This window comes from Kutzneria kofuensis (assembly GCF_014203355.1).
GTDB classification, from domain to species: Bacteria; Actinomycetota; Actinomycetes; order Mycobacteriales; family Pseudonocardiaceae; genus Kutzneria; species Kutzneria kofuensis.
The window spans coordinates 6,310,408-6,323,587 of the sequence record NZ_JACHIR010000001.1; the positions used below are offsets into that span (position 1 = coordinate 6,310,408).

A 13,180-nucleotide genomic window follows, 5' to 3' on the forward strand; every position below is an offset into this window, starting at 1 on the left:
CATGGGGTACAAGGCGAAGTTCAAGGTGTGGCGCGGCGACGCCTCCGGCGGCGACCTGCAGGACTTCACCGTCGAGGTGAACGAGGGCGAGGTTGTGCTGGACGTGATCCACCGGCTGCAGGCCACGCAGGCGCCGGACATGGCGGTGCGGTGGAACTGCAAGGCCGGCAAGTGCGGCTCCTGCTCGGCCGAGATCAACGGCCGGCCGCGGCTGATGTGCATGACCCGGATGTCGGTGTTCGCCGAGGACGAGACCGTCACGGTGACGCCGATGCGCACCTTCCCGGTGATCCGGGACCTGGTCACGGACGTCAGCTACAACTACGAGAAGGCCCGCGAGGTGCCGGCGTTCGCGCCGCCCGAGGGGGTCGCGCCGGGCGAGTACCGGATGCAGCAGGTGGACGTCGAGCGCTCGCAGGAGTTCCGCAAGTGCATCGAGTGCTTCCTGTGCCAGAACACCTGCCACGTCGTCCGTGACCACGAGGACAACAAGGCCAACTTCTCCGGGCCGCGGTTCCTGATGCGCATCGCCGAGCTGGACATGCACCCGCTCGACGCACACGAGAACCGGGCGCAGGAGGCCAAGACCGATCACGGCCTGGGCTTCTGCAACATCACCAAGTGCTGCACCGAGGTGTGCCCGGAGCACATCAAGATCACCGACAACGCGTTGATCCCCATGAAGGAACGGGTCGCCGACCACTACTACGACCCGATCCTGCGGTTGTTCAAGCGTTCGAAGAAATAGGTTGTCTCCGAAACGGGTGGGATTGCTCCCACCCGTTTCGGGTCGACAGGGTCGACAACCCTGGGCACGATGGGACGCGTGAACCAGCGAGTCACCGGCCTCGCCGCGCTGGTGGCGGCGGTGTCGGTGCTGGTCGCCGCGTGCGGCGGCCCCGATGAGCCGGCTCCGACCACGTCCACGCGGCCGGCCGAATCGGCGACCCTGAAACGGATAACCGACCGCGGCAAGATCATTGTCGGGCTGCGGGCGGACACTCCCGGACTGGCCCACCGAAATCCCGTCTCCGGCGAGTTCGACGGCTTCGAGGTGCGGCTGGCGCAGCTGATCGCCACCGGCCTCGGCCTGAAGCCGCAGCAGATCACCTTCACCCAGTTGACCGCGGACACCGCGCTGCCGTCCGTCACCGCCGGGAATGTCGACATATATCTCGGCGGCACGACTCCCGCGCAGGCCCAGCAGGCGGGGCTGCTGGCCGCCGGGCCGTACCTGACGGCCGGGCTGGGGATGCTGTACCGCAAGTCGGGCCCGACCGTCACCGACGCGACGACCGCCACCGGGCGCAAGGTCTGCACGGTGTCGAACTCACCGGAGCAGCAACTGGCCCGCGACGCCAAGCTCACCGATCCGAGCAAGCTCGTCGGCAGCACCTCGGTGCGTGACTGCGTGGACGAGCTGGGATCCGGCGGTGTCGACGCCGTCGCCGACTACCTGCCCGTGGTGAGCGGCTACGCCTCGGCGGACCCGACGAACCTGTCGGTTTCCGCGCTCGCCGCCCCGAAACCGGTCGACTACGTCATCGCGGTGCCCGGCGGGGACACGGGCCTGCGCGACCGGCTCACCCGCATCGTCCGCACCGCCGTCACCGACGGCACCTGGCAGCGCGACTACGACCAGACCCTCGGCGCCGCCGGCCCCAAACCCGCCCCACCCACCATCCCCAGCTGAAACTCCCGCGAGTCACGCTCTGGAGCACACCGAATGTAGATTTCGGGCAGAAGTGAGCCCCGAGGCGCAGAACTGCCTGATTTCTACATTCGGTGGGTCTGAGAGCGTGACTCGCAGGGGGTTACAGGGGGTCGGCTACGGGGAGGTCGGCCATCGGGACGGCCGTTGTGCTGGCGGGGCCCTCGGGGCGGGCGGTGCTGCGGCCACGACGGGACATCCGGCGCTCCAGCATCGCCGCCAGGCGGGTCACCACCATGTTGACCACCACGTAGATCACGCCGATGACGATCAGCGTGGGAATGGTGTTGCCGTAGTTGGCCGACAGGATCCGGTAGTTGGACAGCAGGTCCGAGAACGACAGGATCGTGCTGCCCAGGGCGGTGTCCTTCACGACGACCACGAGCTGGCTGACGATGGCCGGCAGCATCACGGTGACCGCCTGCGGCAGCAGGATGGTCAGCATGGTCTGGGTCTTGCGCAGCCCCAGCGCGTACGCCGCCTCGGACTGGCCCCGCGGCAGCGAGGAGATGCCGGCCCGGAACACCTCGGCCAGCACCGACCCGTTGTACAGCACCAGGCCGGTCACCACGGCGAACAGCGGCCGGATGTCGGAGTCGATGTCGGTGTACCAGACGTAGAAGAAGTTCGAGAACAGCATGAGCATCAGCACCGGGATGGCCCGGAACAGCTCGACCAGCACGCCGGCCGGCACCCGGATCCACACGTGCTCGGACAGCCGGGCGATGCCGAAGATCGCGCCCACCGGCAGCGCGATGACGATGGCCAGCACCGCGGCGAGCAGGGTGGTGCCCAGGCCCGGGATCAGGTACTCGGTCCAGGTGCCGCCGTCGACGAACGGGCTCCACATCTTGGCGGTGAGCTGGTCCTTGTTGCCGAGCGCGGCGAGCACGAACCAGGCCGCGGCGGCCAGCACGACGAGGAACACCACGCTGTAGACGGTGTTGCGGACCTTGGCCTTCGGGCCGGGGGCGTCGTAGAGGACGGAGGGCGCGCCGCTCATCGCTTCACCGCCACCTTCTGGGAGAGCCAGCCCAGCAGCAGGCCGACGGGGAGGGTCAGGATCACGAAGCCCAGCGCGAAGACGAGGAACACCAGCGTGCCGGCCTGGCCCTCGTTCTCGATCATGGTCCGCATCAGCACCGCCGCCTCGGCCACGCCGATGGCGCTGGCGACGGTGGTGTTCTTGGTGAGCGCGATCAGCACGCTGGCCAGCGGCGCCACCACCGAGCGCAGCGCCTGCGGCAGCACCACGATCGTCAGCGTCTGGAAGAAGCCCAGGCCGAGCGCGCGGGCTGCCTCGGCCTGGCCGACCGGCACGGTGTTGATGCCCGAGCGCACCGCCTCGGACACGAACGTGCCGGTGTAGAGGATGAACGCCAGCACGGACAGCCGGAAGTTGGTGATGTCGATGGCCGATGTGGTGGTGTCCGTGGTCAGCGAGACGCCCAGCGTCTGGTACAGGCCCAGCGACGAGGCCACCACCAGCAGCGTCAGCGGGGTGTTCCGGACGACGTTGACGTACGCGGTGGCGAAGGCGCGCATCAGCCAGACCGGGCTGACCCGCATGCCGGCCAGCACCACGCCCCACACCAGGGCGCCGATCGCCGACCAGAACGTGAGCTGCACGGTGACCCAGAACGCACCGAGCAGGTCGTAGTTGCTCAGGAAGTCCACCTGGCAAGCTCCTCGGGGTGTGAAACGGGGCGCCGGAATCGGCTCCGGCGCACGCGCCTTTGCCGCGCGTTCCGCGCGGGGCGAGGCCGCCTTGAGGCCAGTGCCTTCCCTTGCCGCATGTCGATCGATGGACGGACTCGATCGACATGCGGCGGCGGTCCAGGCACCGGCGCGGCCTCGCGATCAGACGATCACTTCTCGGTGATCGGGGGCTCGGCCGGGACCTTGTAGCTGTCGCCGAAGTTCTTCTTCAGGGCGGCGGCCCAGGAGCCGTCCTTCTCCATGTCCTGGATGTAGCCGTCCAGCGCCTGCTGGGTCTTGGTGTCGCCCTTCTTCAGGCCGATGCCGTACGGCTCGTTGCTGAACGGCTTGCCGACGACCTTGAGCTTGCCCTGGTTCGCGGCGGCGTAGCCCTGCAGGATGATGTCGTCGGTGCTGATCGCGTCGATGGCGCCGTTGAGCAGGCCGGTGACGCACTCGGAGTAGCCGCCGTACTGCTGCAGCGCGACCTGGTTGGCGAACTTGGTCTGGATGTTCTGCGCCGAGGTGGAGCCGGTCACCGAGCAGAGCTTCTTGCCGTTGAGGCTGTCCGGGCCGGTGATCGCGGTGTCGTCGGCCTTGACCAGCAGGTCCTGGCCGGCGACGAAGTACGGGCCGGCGAAGGAGACCTTCTGCTTGCGCTTGTCGTTGATCGTGTACGTGGCGATCACCAGGTCGACGTCGCCCTGGGCGATGAGGTCCTCGCGCTGGGCGGAGGGGGCCTGCTTGAAGACGATGTTCTTCTCGTCCACGCCAAGCTTCTTGGCGATGTACTTGGCCACGTCCACGTCGAAGCCGGTGTAGCCGTCGGCGGTCTTCAGGCCGAGGCCGGGCTGGTCGAACTTGATGCCGACGGTCAGCTTGTTGTCCGCCTTGGCGCGGTCGACGAGCGAGTCGCTGCCGCCCGCGGCCTGCTGGCTCTTGCCACCACAGGCGGTCACGGCCAGCGCGAGCGTGGCCACCAGCGCGCCTGCGCGCAGAACCGGGCTCAACCGCATGATGTCGTTCCTCTCGGACAGTGGGTACTTCAGTGGCTGAGGATCTTGCCGAGGAAGTCGCGCGCCCGCTCGGACTTCGGCGCGGTGAAGAACTCCTCGGTCGCGGCGTCCTCGACGATCTCGCCGTCGGCCATGAACACCACGCGGTCGGACGCACGGCGGGCGAAGCCCATCTCGTGCGTGACCACGAGCATCGTCATGCCGTCGCGGGCCAGCGACGTCATCACGTCCAGCACCTCGTTGACCACCTCGGGGTCCAGCGCCGAGGTGGGCTCGTCGAACAGCATCACCTTGGGCCGCATGTTCAGCGCCCGCGCGATGGCGGCCCGCTGCTGCTGGCCGCCGGACAGCTGCGCCGGGTACTTGTCGGCCTGGTTGGCGATGCCGACCCGCTCCAGCAGTTCCATGCCGGTCTTGCGGGCCTCGCCCGAGGCCACGCCGCGCACCTTCACCGGCGCGAGCATGACGTTCTCGATGATTGTCTTGTGCGCGAACAGGTTGAACGACTGGAAAACCATGCCCACGTCGGCGCGCAGCCGGGCCAGCGCCTTGCCCTCGGCCGGCACCGGCTGGCCGTCCACCTCGATGACGCCGCTGTCGATCGGCTCCAGGCGGTTGATCGTGCGGCACAGCGTCGACTTGCCGGAGCCGGACGGCCCGAGCACGACGACGACCTGGCCCTTGGGCACCTCCAGGTCGATGCCCTTGAGCACGTGCAGCGGACCGAAGAACTTGTCCACGCCCGCCATCCTGATCATCGGCGGCGTGGCGCCGGCAGCAGACATCGATCCTCCACGACGACAAAGGGGGGCGGGTGTTGGCGGAAACCTAGGGGCCACCGTCGACACCAGTCCAGCCAGCTTGACCAAGACTTAGGGTTGCAGCTCAGTCACGCAGCCTAGCGGCGTCCGAATGGCCGCCCGCCACGGGTGTGACGGACACTCGACATCGCCCGGCGTGTCCACAGTGGAGGAATGGGCCCGTCGGCTGTCAATAAAGGGATTGTAAAGAATTTGCTAACACTTGACGGTGGTTCGCCCTTGCTTCACCCATTCGGAGCAATGGCCGCCAGGGGCCGCCCCGCGGCCGTGTGACCCCAGCCACCTAGAGTTGCTGTCGACCCCGCCGCACCGGCCGGGGAGGACACGCGGGGAGGTGCCACTGGTGCGGGTACTGCTGGTCGAGGACGACGACCGGGTCGCCGAGGCGCTGCTGCCGGCCCTGGCCAGGCGGGGGCTGACGGTGGAGCGGCTGGCCACCGGGCGTGGCGTGCTCGATCGCCTCACCGGTGTCGACGTCGTGCTGCTCGACCTCGGCCTGCCCGACATCGACGGGATCACGCTGTGCCGGCAGATCAGGGCCGCCAGCGACGTGGCGATCATCGTGGTGTCGGCTCGCGGCGAGGTGGACGACCGGATCCTCGGTCTGCACGCGGGGGCCGACGACTACCTGGTCAAGCCGTACGACGTGGGCGAGCTGGTGGCCCGGGTGCACGCGGTGCGGCGCCGGCGCGGCGACGCGGTGCCCGGCGCCGGCGGCGGCACCGCGGGCGTGGTTCAGGTCGGCGACGTCCACATCGACCTGGTGCGTCACCAGGTGACGGTGGGCGACGAGCCGATCACCCTGTCCCGCAAGGAGTTCCAGGTGCTGGCGCTGGTGGTTGGCGCGGGCGGCGCGGTGTGCACCCGGGAGCGGATCATCGCCGAGGTGTGGGGGCGCAGCTGGGCCGGCGCGAACCGGACGCTGGACGTGCACGTGGCCACGCTGCGCACCAAGCTGGGCCGGCCGGCGCTGGTGGAGACCGTGCGCGGCGTCGGCTACCGGCTGACCGCCGACGGGCACGCCGGGGCCGGAGCCAACTGAGGTGCGCACCCGGCTGCTCGGCAGCTTCGTCACCGTCGTCGCGATCCTGGTGCTGGGCCTGGGGATTCCGCTGGCGCTGACGTTCGCCCAGAACTTCCAGAGCGTGCTGTTCGTGGACCGGGCGGCCGACACCAGCCGGTACGCGTCGCTGTCGCAGCGGCTGCTGGAGCAGGGCGCCGACGACCCCGGCCTGGACAACCAGCTGAAGAGCTACCGCGACGTGTACGACATCGCCGTCGCCGTGTTCGACCGTGGCGACCAGGCGCCCGACGGGTCGTTCCGGGCGCTGGCCCAGGCCGGGTCGCGGATCGACCCGACCGACGCGATCGTGCGCGAGGACCTGGTGAACGCCCGCGCCGGCCGCGGCACCCAGCAGGGGGCGCTGCTGATGCCGTGGAACGGCGCGCCGATGGTGGTCGCCGAGCCGGTGCTGGTCAACGGCGAGGTGCGCGGCGTGGTCGTCACGTCGTCGCCGACCGACCGCACCCGGACGCTGATCTGGCTGTCCTGGGCGGCGATCCTCGTCGGCGGCGTGCTGGCGGTGGGGCTGGCCGTGCTGGTGGCGCTGCCGCTGGTGCGCTGGATGCTGCGGCCGGTTCTGTTGCTGGACAACGCGACCGCCGCGCTGCTGCCGGCGATCGTCAACGGGCGCAAGGTGGATCCGGTCGGCGGCGACATCGGGCCGCCCGAGCTGCGCCGGCTCACCCGGTCCTTCGACCAGATGGCCGCCAGCGTCGGCGACGTGCTCGCCGCGCAGCGGGCCTTCGTCGCCGACGCGTCGCACCAGCTGCGCAACCCGTTGACGGCGTTGCGGATTCGTCTGTCCAATCTGGAGGGACACGTCGATCCGGACGTGCAGGAGCAGCAGTCGGCCGCGCTGGAGGAGGCCGACCGGCTCAACCGGATCCTGGACGAGCTGCTGGCGATGGCCCGCGCCGAATCCTCTTCGGTCGATCCCGTTCCCGTTGACGTGGACCAGGTTGTGACCGCGCGACTGCGGGCCTGGCAGGCCGTGGCGACGGCCAAGGGGGTCGCGCTGGTGCTGGACGGCGAACCCGGCGGCACCGCGCTCGCCCCGCCGCGCGGCGTCGAGACCGTGCTGGATGCGTTGCTGGACAACGCGTTGAAGTTCACCGGCGACGACACGCTCGTGACGGTCGAGGTGCACCGCCGGGACGGCCGGGTGCGGCTGGCCGTCCGGGATCACGGGCCCGGGCTGCAGCCCGAGGAACTGGAGCGGGCGACCGACCGGTTCTGGCGCAGCGCCGCCCACCAGAACGTCCGCGGCTCGGGGCTCGGGCTGGCGATCGTCCGGCTGATCGTGGAACGGGTCGGCGGCACCGTCGAGCTGGACCTGCCCGAGGGCGGCGGCCTGCGGGTCGCCTTCGACGTGCCGGCGATCTGAGGTTGGGAACGGACCATTCCTCAACTCCGAGTAGAGGAACGGTCCTTTCCGAACCTCAGACCTTCGCGCTCCGGTAGTACTCCATGGCGCCGTCGTGCAGCGGGATCGGCAGCGTCTCGATGGCCGACCGGCGGTCGATCAGCTGCGCGGTCAGCGCGATGACCTGGTTGGAGTCCGTGGCCAGCTCGGGCTGGACGTCGAACAGCACGCGCAGCAGCGCCTCGGCCTCGTCCGCCGGCATGTCCGCGCGAACCATCAGCAGGTTGTGCACGGCCAGCGTGCTCACCGGCTTGTCGCCCTGCTTCAGCTGCGGATACGCGGTCCCGGGCACCGTCTCCACGTTGTAGTAGGTCAGGTTCTTCACGTTCACCGTGCTCAGGTCGAGCATGCGCAGCTGGTCCGGGTGGGCCTTCAGCGTGGCGGTGATGTCCGGCGTCGGCAGGCCGCCGGACCAGAACAGCGCGTCGCGCTGGCCGGCGACCAGGTAGGCCAGCGAGTCGTGCAGCGTGTCCGTGTGGTAGTCCGGGCTCTTGTCGGGCAGCCCGGCGGCGGTCAGCAGGTTCGTGGCCACGACCTTGACGCCGGAGTTCTCGCTGCCGATGGACACCGGCCGGCCGCGCAGGTCGGACAGCGCCGTGATCGGGGAGTTGTCGCGGACCAGGACCTGGATGTAGTCGTCGTAGATGCGGGCCAGCGCGCGCAGCCCGGCCGAGGCGTCCTTGTTCGAGGCGGCGTCGGCGGCCACGAAGCCCACGTCGGCGTGGTTGCCCCGCAGCGCGTCCAGGTTCGCCACCGAGCCGGACGTCGGCAGCACGCTGGTGGTCACGCCGAGCTGGTCGTGCCACACCGAGGCCAGCTTCGAGCCCAGCGTGAAGTACACGCCGCCGGTGCCGCCGGTGGCCACCCGCAGCGGCGTCCCGGACAGGCTGGAACCGCAGCCGGCCAGCGCCGGGGCGGCCAGCGAAGCGGCCCCTAGCATGATCAGGGCCCGTCGTGTCAGTGGCACCTGTCCATCCTGCCAGCAGGGGGTTCTACGCTGGGACGGAGCGGGTCGTCGGGAAGAGGTAGGGGCAGTGACACGGAGTTACGAGATTCGCACGTTCGGTTGCCAGATGAACGTGCACGACTCCGAGCGGCTGGCCGGCATGCTCGAAGACGCCGGCTACACGCCCGCGCCCGACGGCGCCGCGCCCGACCTGGTCGTGTTCAACACGTGCGCGGTCCGGGAGAACGCCGACAACAAGCTCTACGGCACCCTCGGCCACATGCGGCCGCTCAAGACCGCCAACCCGGACATGCAGGTCGCGGTCGGCGGCTGCCTCGCGCAGAAGGACCGCAGCACCATCGTCGAGCGCGCGCCGTGGGTGGACGTCGTGTTCGGCACGCACAACATCGGCTCGCTGCCGACGCTGCTGGAGCGCGCCCGGCACAACAACGAGGCCCAGGTCGAGATCCTGGAGTCGCTGGAGACCTTCCCGTCAACGCTGCCGGCCCGCCGCGACTCCGCCTACTCGGGCTGGGTGTCGATCTCCGTCGGCTGCAACAACACCTGCACCTTCTGCATCGTTCCGTCGTTGCGGGGCAAGGAGAAGGACCGCCGCCCCGGCGACGTGCTGGCCGAGGTGCAGGCCCTGGTCGACGAGGGCGTGCTGGAGGTGACGCTGCTCGGGCAGAACGTCAACTCCTACGGCGTCGAGTTCGGCGACCGGCTGGCGTTCGGAAAGCTGCTGCGGTCGGCCGGGCAGATCGACGGGCTGGAGCGGATCCGGTTCACCTCGCCGCACCCCAAGGACTTCACCGACGACGTGATCGCCGCGATGGCCGAGACGCCCGCCGTCTGCCACCAGCTGCACATGCCGCTGCAGTCCGGTTCGGACCGGTTGCTGAAGGAGATGCGGCGGTCCTACCGGACCGACAAGTACCTGGGCATTCTCGACAAGGTGCGGGCCGCCATGCCCGACGCCGCGATCACCACCGACATCATCGTCGGCTTCCCCGGCGAGACCGAGGAGGACTTCCAGGGCACGCTGGACGTGGTGCGGGAGGCCCGGTTCGCCAGCGCCTTCACCTTCCAGTACTCCAAGCGCCCCGGCACGCCCGCCGCCGAGATGGACGGGCAGCTGCCCAAGGAGGTCGTGCAGGAGCGCTTCGACCGGCTGATCGCCGTGCAGGAGGAGAACTCGCTGGCCGGCAACCAGGCGCAGGTCGGCCGCGAGGTCGAGGTGCTGGTGGCCCATGGCGAGGGCCGGCGGGACGGCGAGACGCAGCGGATGAGCGGCCGGGCCCGTGACGGGCGGCTGGTGCACTTCGCCGCGACACCGGGGGTTCGGGCCGGCGACGTCGTGAACACCGTCGTGACGTATGCCGCGCCGCACTACCTGGTCGCCGACGGGGCCATCGTCGCCCACCGGCGGACCAGGGCGGGGGACAACACCGAGGCCGGTTTGCGGCCCAAGACCTCGGGGGTCAGCCTGGGGCTGCCCTCGTTCGGCACGCCGGCCCCGCTCGCGCCGGCGGGAGGATGTGCGATCCAGTGACTGACGACTTGTCCGACCTTCAGGTCGAGGTGCCCAAGGCCCCGCGCCGCGCGTTCCGCCAGATCGACCCCGGCGCCCGCGCCCTCGTGGTCGCCGTCTGCGTGATGCTCATGCTGGTGGCGGCGCTGCTGCCCTGGGTCGAGGGTGCCAGCGGCTGGCAGATCCTGTTCGGCCTCGCGCCCAAGGGGACGGTGATCGGCCTCGTGCCGATCCTCTTCGTCGTCTGCTCCACGCTGTTCGGCGTGCTGATCTCCGGGGCCGCCCTGGTGACCCGCCTGTGGGCGCTGGCCTTCGCCTCCGCCGCGGGCTGTGGCTTCAGCCTGATCATCGCGCTGCTAGCCGTGTGGTCCCAGCAGTCGACGTCCAGCCACGAACCGGGCCCCGGCCCGGGCATCGGCATCATCCTGGCGCTGCTGACCCTGATCGTGCTGACCTTCCAGTGGGTCAAGCTGACTCTGTTTTCGGCGCCGCCTTCGGCGTCGCGGCTCGGCCGCTCGTGACCGGTGCCTTCCCTGGCCGGATTTAACCCGCCGCATCGGCTGGGTGGTGGGTTGCGTCGGGTGGCGGCGGGTGAAATCCGGCGACTGTCCAGGCACCGGCGCGGCCGAGCGTTCGCCTGAGTTGCCGGGTCGGCTGAGCGCAAAGCTGAGGCCCCGCCGGATCGTCCGGCGGGGCCTCAGCCTTTGACTCAGCGGGTCGCTACGGCCTGCTCGGCCGCGGCCAGCCACTCGCGCCACTGCGCCGCCTGCGCCTCGGCCTGCTCGGCGCGGCGCTTGTCGCCGGCCGACCGGGCCTTGGCGGCCTGCGCCTCGAACTGGTTGACGCGCTCGCGGAACTGCGCCACCCGGGCCTCGGCCTCCGGGTCGGTGCGGCGCCACTGGGCGTCGACCGCGCCGCGGACCTTCTCCTCGACGGCCCGCAGCCGACCCTCCAGCTCACGCACCCGCTCGCGCGGCACCTTGCCGATCTGGTCCCAGCGCTCCTGCAGCTTGTACAGCGCGGACCGGGCCGCCTCCAGCCCCGCCGACGGGTCGATGCTCTCGGCCTCGGCCAGCAGCTCCTCCTTGAGCTTGGCGTTCTGGCCGAACTCGGCGTCCCGTTCGTCGAACGCCGCGGACCGGCGCGCGAAGAACTTGTCCTGCGCGGCCCGGAACGCCTGCCACAGCGCGTCGTCGGACTCCTTGGGAGCGCGGCCGGCGGCCTTCCACTCCACCATCAGTTCCTTGTAGCGCCCGGCGGTGACGCCCCAGTCGTCCGAGGTGGACAGCTGCTCGGCCTCGTCGACCAGCTCCTGCTTGCGCGTCTTGGCCGACGCCCGCTGCCGGTCCAGGTCCGCGAAGTGCGCGCCCCGACGCCGGTTGAAGGCGTCCCGCGCCTTGGAGAACCGGCGCCACAGCTGCTCGTCGGTCTTGCGGTCGACGCCGCGGATGGTCTTCCACTCGTCGAGGATGGCCCGCAGTCGGTCGCCGGCGGCCTTCCACTGGGTCGACTCGTTGGCCAGCGTCTCGGCCTCCTCGACCAGCGTCTGCTTGCGCGCGGCCGACTCGGCGCGGGCCGCTTCGCGGGCCACCTTCGCCTTGTCCACGGCCTTCTCGGCGCTGGCGATCACGAAGTCCACGCGGGCGCTCAGCGCCGCGAGGTCACCGACCACGGCGGCGTTCACCAGGCCGTCGCGGACGTGCTTGGCGCTGGTCAGCGCCTGCTTCGGGTCGCCGGCACCGGAGCGCAGCCGCGCCTCCAGCAGCTCGACCTCGGTGCGCATGTCGTCGAAGCGGCGGGCGAAGTGGGCCAGCCCCTCGGCGGGCTCGCCGGCCTGCCACGAGCCGACCTCGCGCTCACCGCCCTCGGCCTTGACGTACACCTTGCCGGCTTCGTCCACCCGGCCCCACCGGGTCGGATCATCCGAGGCGACGGGCACCGCGGGCGGAGTGGACCCCGCCGGGTCGGCCCCACCCGAATTGGACTGGCCCGCCTCGTCCCGCGGCGCCGCAACCACCTCCGTGGCCACCTGGCCCGCAGTCGCCTGCTCAACCCCGTCCACCGGGGCCGTCTCCTGGTCCGTCATCGCCGGCTTCCTCCTCGCCTGCCACCATGAGCTCGCGCCGAGGCGCGAGCGCCCCGCACACAGGCGAGGCCCAAACGACCGGGTACTCCGAACGCGTGGTTCGAATACCTTCGCCGGGCATTCAAACAGGTCAGGGCTCGGCTTGGTACTCCGAGTCGGCAGGTAGCGTGCCGTATCGTGATCGTAGGCGTTGCCGTGGTGCCCCATCCGCCCCTGCTGGTACCCGAACTGGTGGCCGGCGCGGTGGCCGAGACGGAGGCGGTCAGACGCGCCTGTGTGGCCGCCGGCAAGCGGCTCGCGGCGCTCAGCCGGGACTGGCTGGCGATCGCCGGCGATCCCCATTTCCACGGTCTGACCAGCGCGGACGCCGTCGGCACCTTTCGCGGCTACGGCGTCGACAAGATCGTTTCGCTGGCCGAGGGCGCCGGTGCGGACGACGTCGATCCGGGACTGCCGCTGCCCGTGCTGGCCGCCGGCTGGCTGCGGGAGCAGGCCGGGGCGGCGCGAGTGGTCGTGCAGACGATCGATCCTGTGGGTTCGGTGAACGACAGCAAGCGAGTGGGTGAACGACTGGCCCGGCAGGACCGGCCGGTCGGCCTGCTCGTGCTGGGGGACGGGTCGAGCCGGCACCCCGGGCCCTCCGGCCACCCCGACGAGCGATCCGTCGGCTACGACCTGGGCGTCCGTGAGGCGCTGGCGACCGCCGACCTGGACGCCCTGCTCGGTCTCGACGTGGAGTTGGCCGCCGAGCTGAACGTGTCGGGCCGGGCGGCGTGGCAGGCGCTCGCCGGGGCGGCCGCCGGTCGGTCGTGGCGGGCCGAGCTGCTGTACTCGGACGCCCCGTTCGGCGTCGGGTACCACGTGGCGTGCTGGGAGCCGGCGTGA

At 70.5% G+C, this 13,180-nt stretch carries 13 protein-coding genes; 7 read left to right on the plus strand and 6 right to left on the minus strand.

Annotated elements, in window-relative coordinates:
* Position 1: 1 nt before the first annotated feature.
* Both BJ998_RS29195 and BJ998_RS29200 read left to right on the plus strand, forming a co-directional pair.
* Positions 2–748: a succinate dehydrogenase/fumarate reductase iron-sulfur subunit gene (locus BJ998_RS29195; protein ID WP_184866558.1), complete on the plus strand. Its 747-nt coding sequence runs from the start codon at positions 2–4 to the stop codon at positions 746–748.
* Positions 749–826: 78 nt separating this feature from the next.
* Entirely contained in the window at positions 827–1,693 is an 867-nt protein-coding gene (locus BJ998_RS29200; RefSeq protein WP_184866559.1) for a transporter substrate-binding domain-containing protein, read from the plus strand.
* A gap of 121 nt (positions 1,694–1,814) precedes the next feature.
* Here the strand turns inward: BJ998_RS29200 and BJ998_RS29205 are convergent, their stop codons facing one another.
* The 4 genes from BJ998_RS29205 to BJ998_RS29220 form a co-directional block, all read right to left on the minus strand.
* Positions 1,815–2,714 carry an amino acid ABC transporter permease gene (locus tag BJ998_RS29205; RefSeq protein ID WP_184866560.1) on the minus strand — a complete coding sequence of 300 codons (900 nt, stop codon included), beginning with the start codon at positions 2,712–2,714 and terminating at the stop codon, positions 1,815–1,817.
* A complete protein-coding gene (locus BJ998_RS29210) occupies positions 2,711–3,388 on the minus strand; it encodes an amino acid ABC transporter permease (RefSeq protein ID WP_184866561.1) in 678 nt (225 codons plus the stop codon). The genes BJ998_RS29205 and BJ998_RS29210 overlap by 4 nt, the downstream gene beginning before the upstream one ends.
* Before the next feature lie 191 nt (positions 3,389–3,579).
* Complete coding sequence (locus tag BJ998_RS29215; protein WP_184866562.1) at positions 3,580–4,425, minus strand: glutamate ABC transporter substrate-binding protein; 846 nt, start codon at positions 4,423–4,425, stop codon at positions 3,580–3,582.
* Positions 4,426–4,454: 29 nt separating this feature from the next.
* Positions 4,455–5,183, minus strand: a complete 729-nt coding sequence (locus tag BJ998_RS29220; protein ID WP_184869020.1) for an amino acid ABC transporter ATP-binding protein — start codon at positions 5,181–5,183, stop codon at positions 4,455–4,457.
* A gap of 406 nt (positions 5,184–5,589) precedes the next feature.
* On the opposite strand from BJ998_RS29220, the gene BJ998_RS29225 reads away from it, so the two are divergent.
* Together BJ998_RS29225 and BJ998_RS29230 are read left to right on the plus strand one after the other, a co-directional pair.
* The gene (locus BJ998_RS29225; protein ID WP_184866563.1) at positions 5,590–6,288 is read left to right on the plus strand and encodes a response regulator transcription factor; all 699 of its coding nucleotides are present in this window, start codon (positions 5,590–5,592) and stop codon (positions 6,286–6,288) included.
* Position 6,289: 1 nt separating this feature from the next.
* A complete protein-coding gene (locus BJ998_RS29230; protein WP_184866564.1) occupies positions 6,290–7,693 on the plus strand; it encodes a sensor histidine kinase in 1,404 nt (467 codons plus the stop codon).
* Positions 7,694–7,748: 55 nt separating this feature from the next.
* Here BJ998_RS29230 and BJ998_RS29235 read toward each other — a convergent pair whose 3' ends face one another.
* On the minus strand, positions 7,749–8,699 hold the full coding sequence (locus BJ998_RS29235; protein WP_184866565.1) for a TAXI family TRAP transporter solute-binding subunit: 951 nt from the start codon (positions 8,697–8,699) through the stop codon (positions 7,749–7,751).
* A 67-nt stretch (positions 8,700–8,766) separates the two neighbouring features.
* Between BJ998_RS29235 and miaB the strand changes: the two genes are divergently transcribed.
* On the plus strand, positions 8,767–10,230 hold the full coding sequence (gene miaB, locus BJ998_RS29240; protein ID WP_184866566.1) for a tRNA (N6-isopentenyl adenosine(37)-C2)-methylthiotransferase MiaB: 1,464 nt from the start codon (positions 8,767–8,769) through the stop codon (positions 10,228–10,230).
* Complete coding sequence (locus tag BJ998_RS29245; protein WP_184866567.1) at positions 10,227–10,730, plus strand: Rv2732c family membrane protein; 504 nt, start codon at positions 10,227–10,229, stop codon at positions 10,728–10,730. Before miaB ends, BJ998_RS29245 begins: the two co-directional genes overlap by 4 nt.
* 188 nt (positions 10,731–10,918) lie before the next feature.
* Here the strand turns inward: BJ998_RS29245 and BJ998_RS29250 are convergent, their stop codons facing one another.
* A complete protein-coding gene (locus BJ998_RS29250; RefSeq protein WP_184866568.1) occupies positions 10,919–12,295 on the minus strand; it encodes a DUF349 domain-containing protein in 1,377 nt (458 codons plus the stop codon).
* A gap of 177 nt (positions 12,296–12,472) precedes the next feature.
* Here BJ998_RS29250 and BJ998_RS29255 point away from each other — a divergent pair, with 177 nt between their 5' ends.
* Positions 12,473–13,180 carry a class III extradiol ring-cleavage dioxygenase family protein gene (locus BJ998_RS29255; RefSeq protein WP_184866569.1) on the plus strand — a complete coding sequence of 236 codons (708 nt, stop codon included), beginning with the start codon at positions 12,473–12,475 and terminating at the stop codon, positions 13,178–13,180.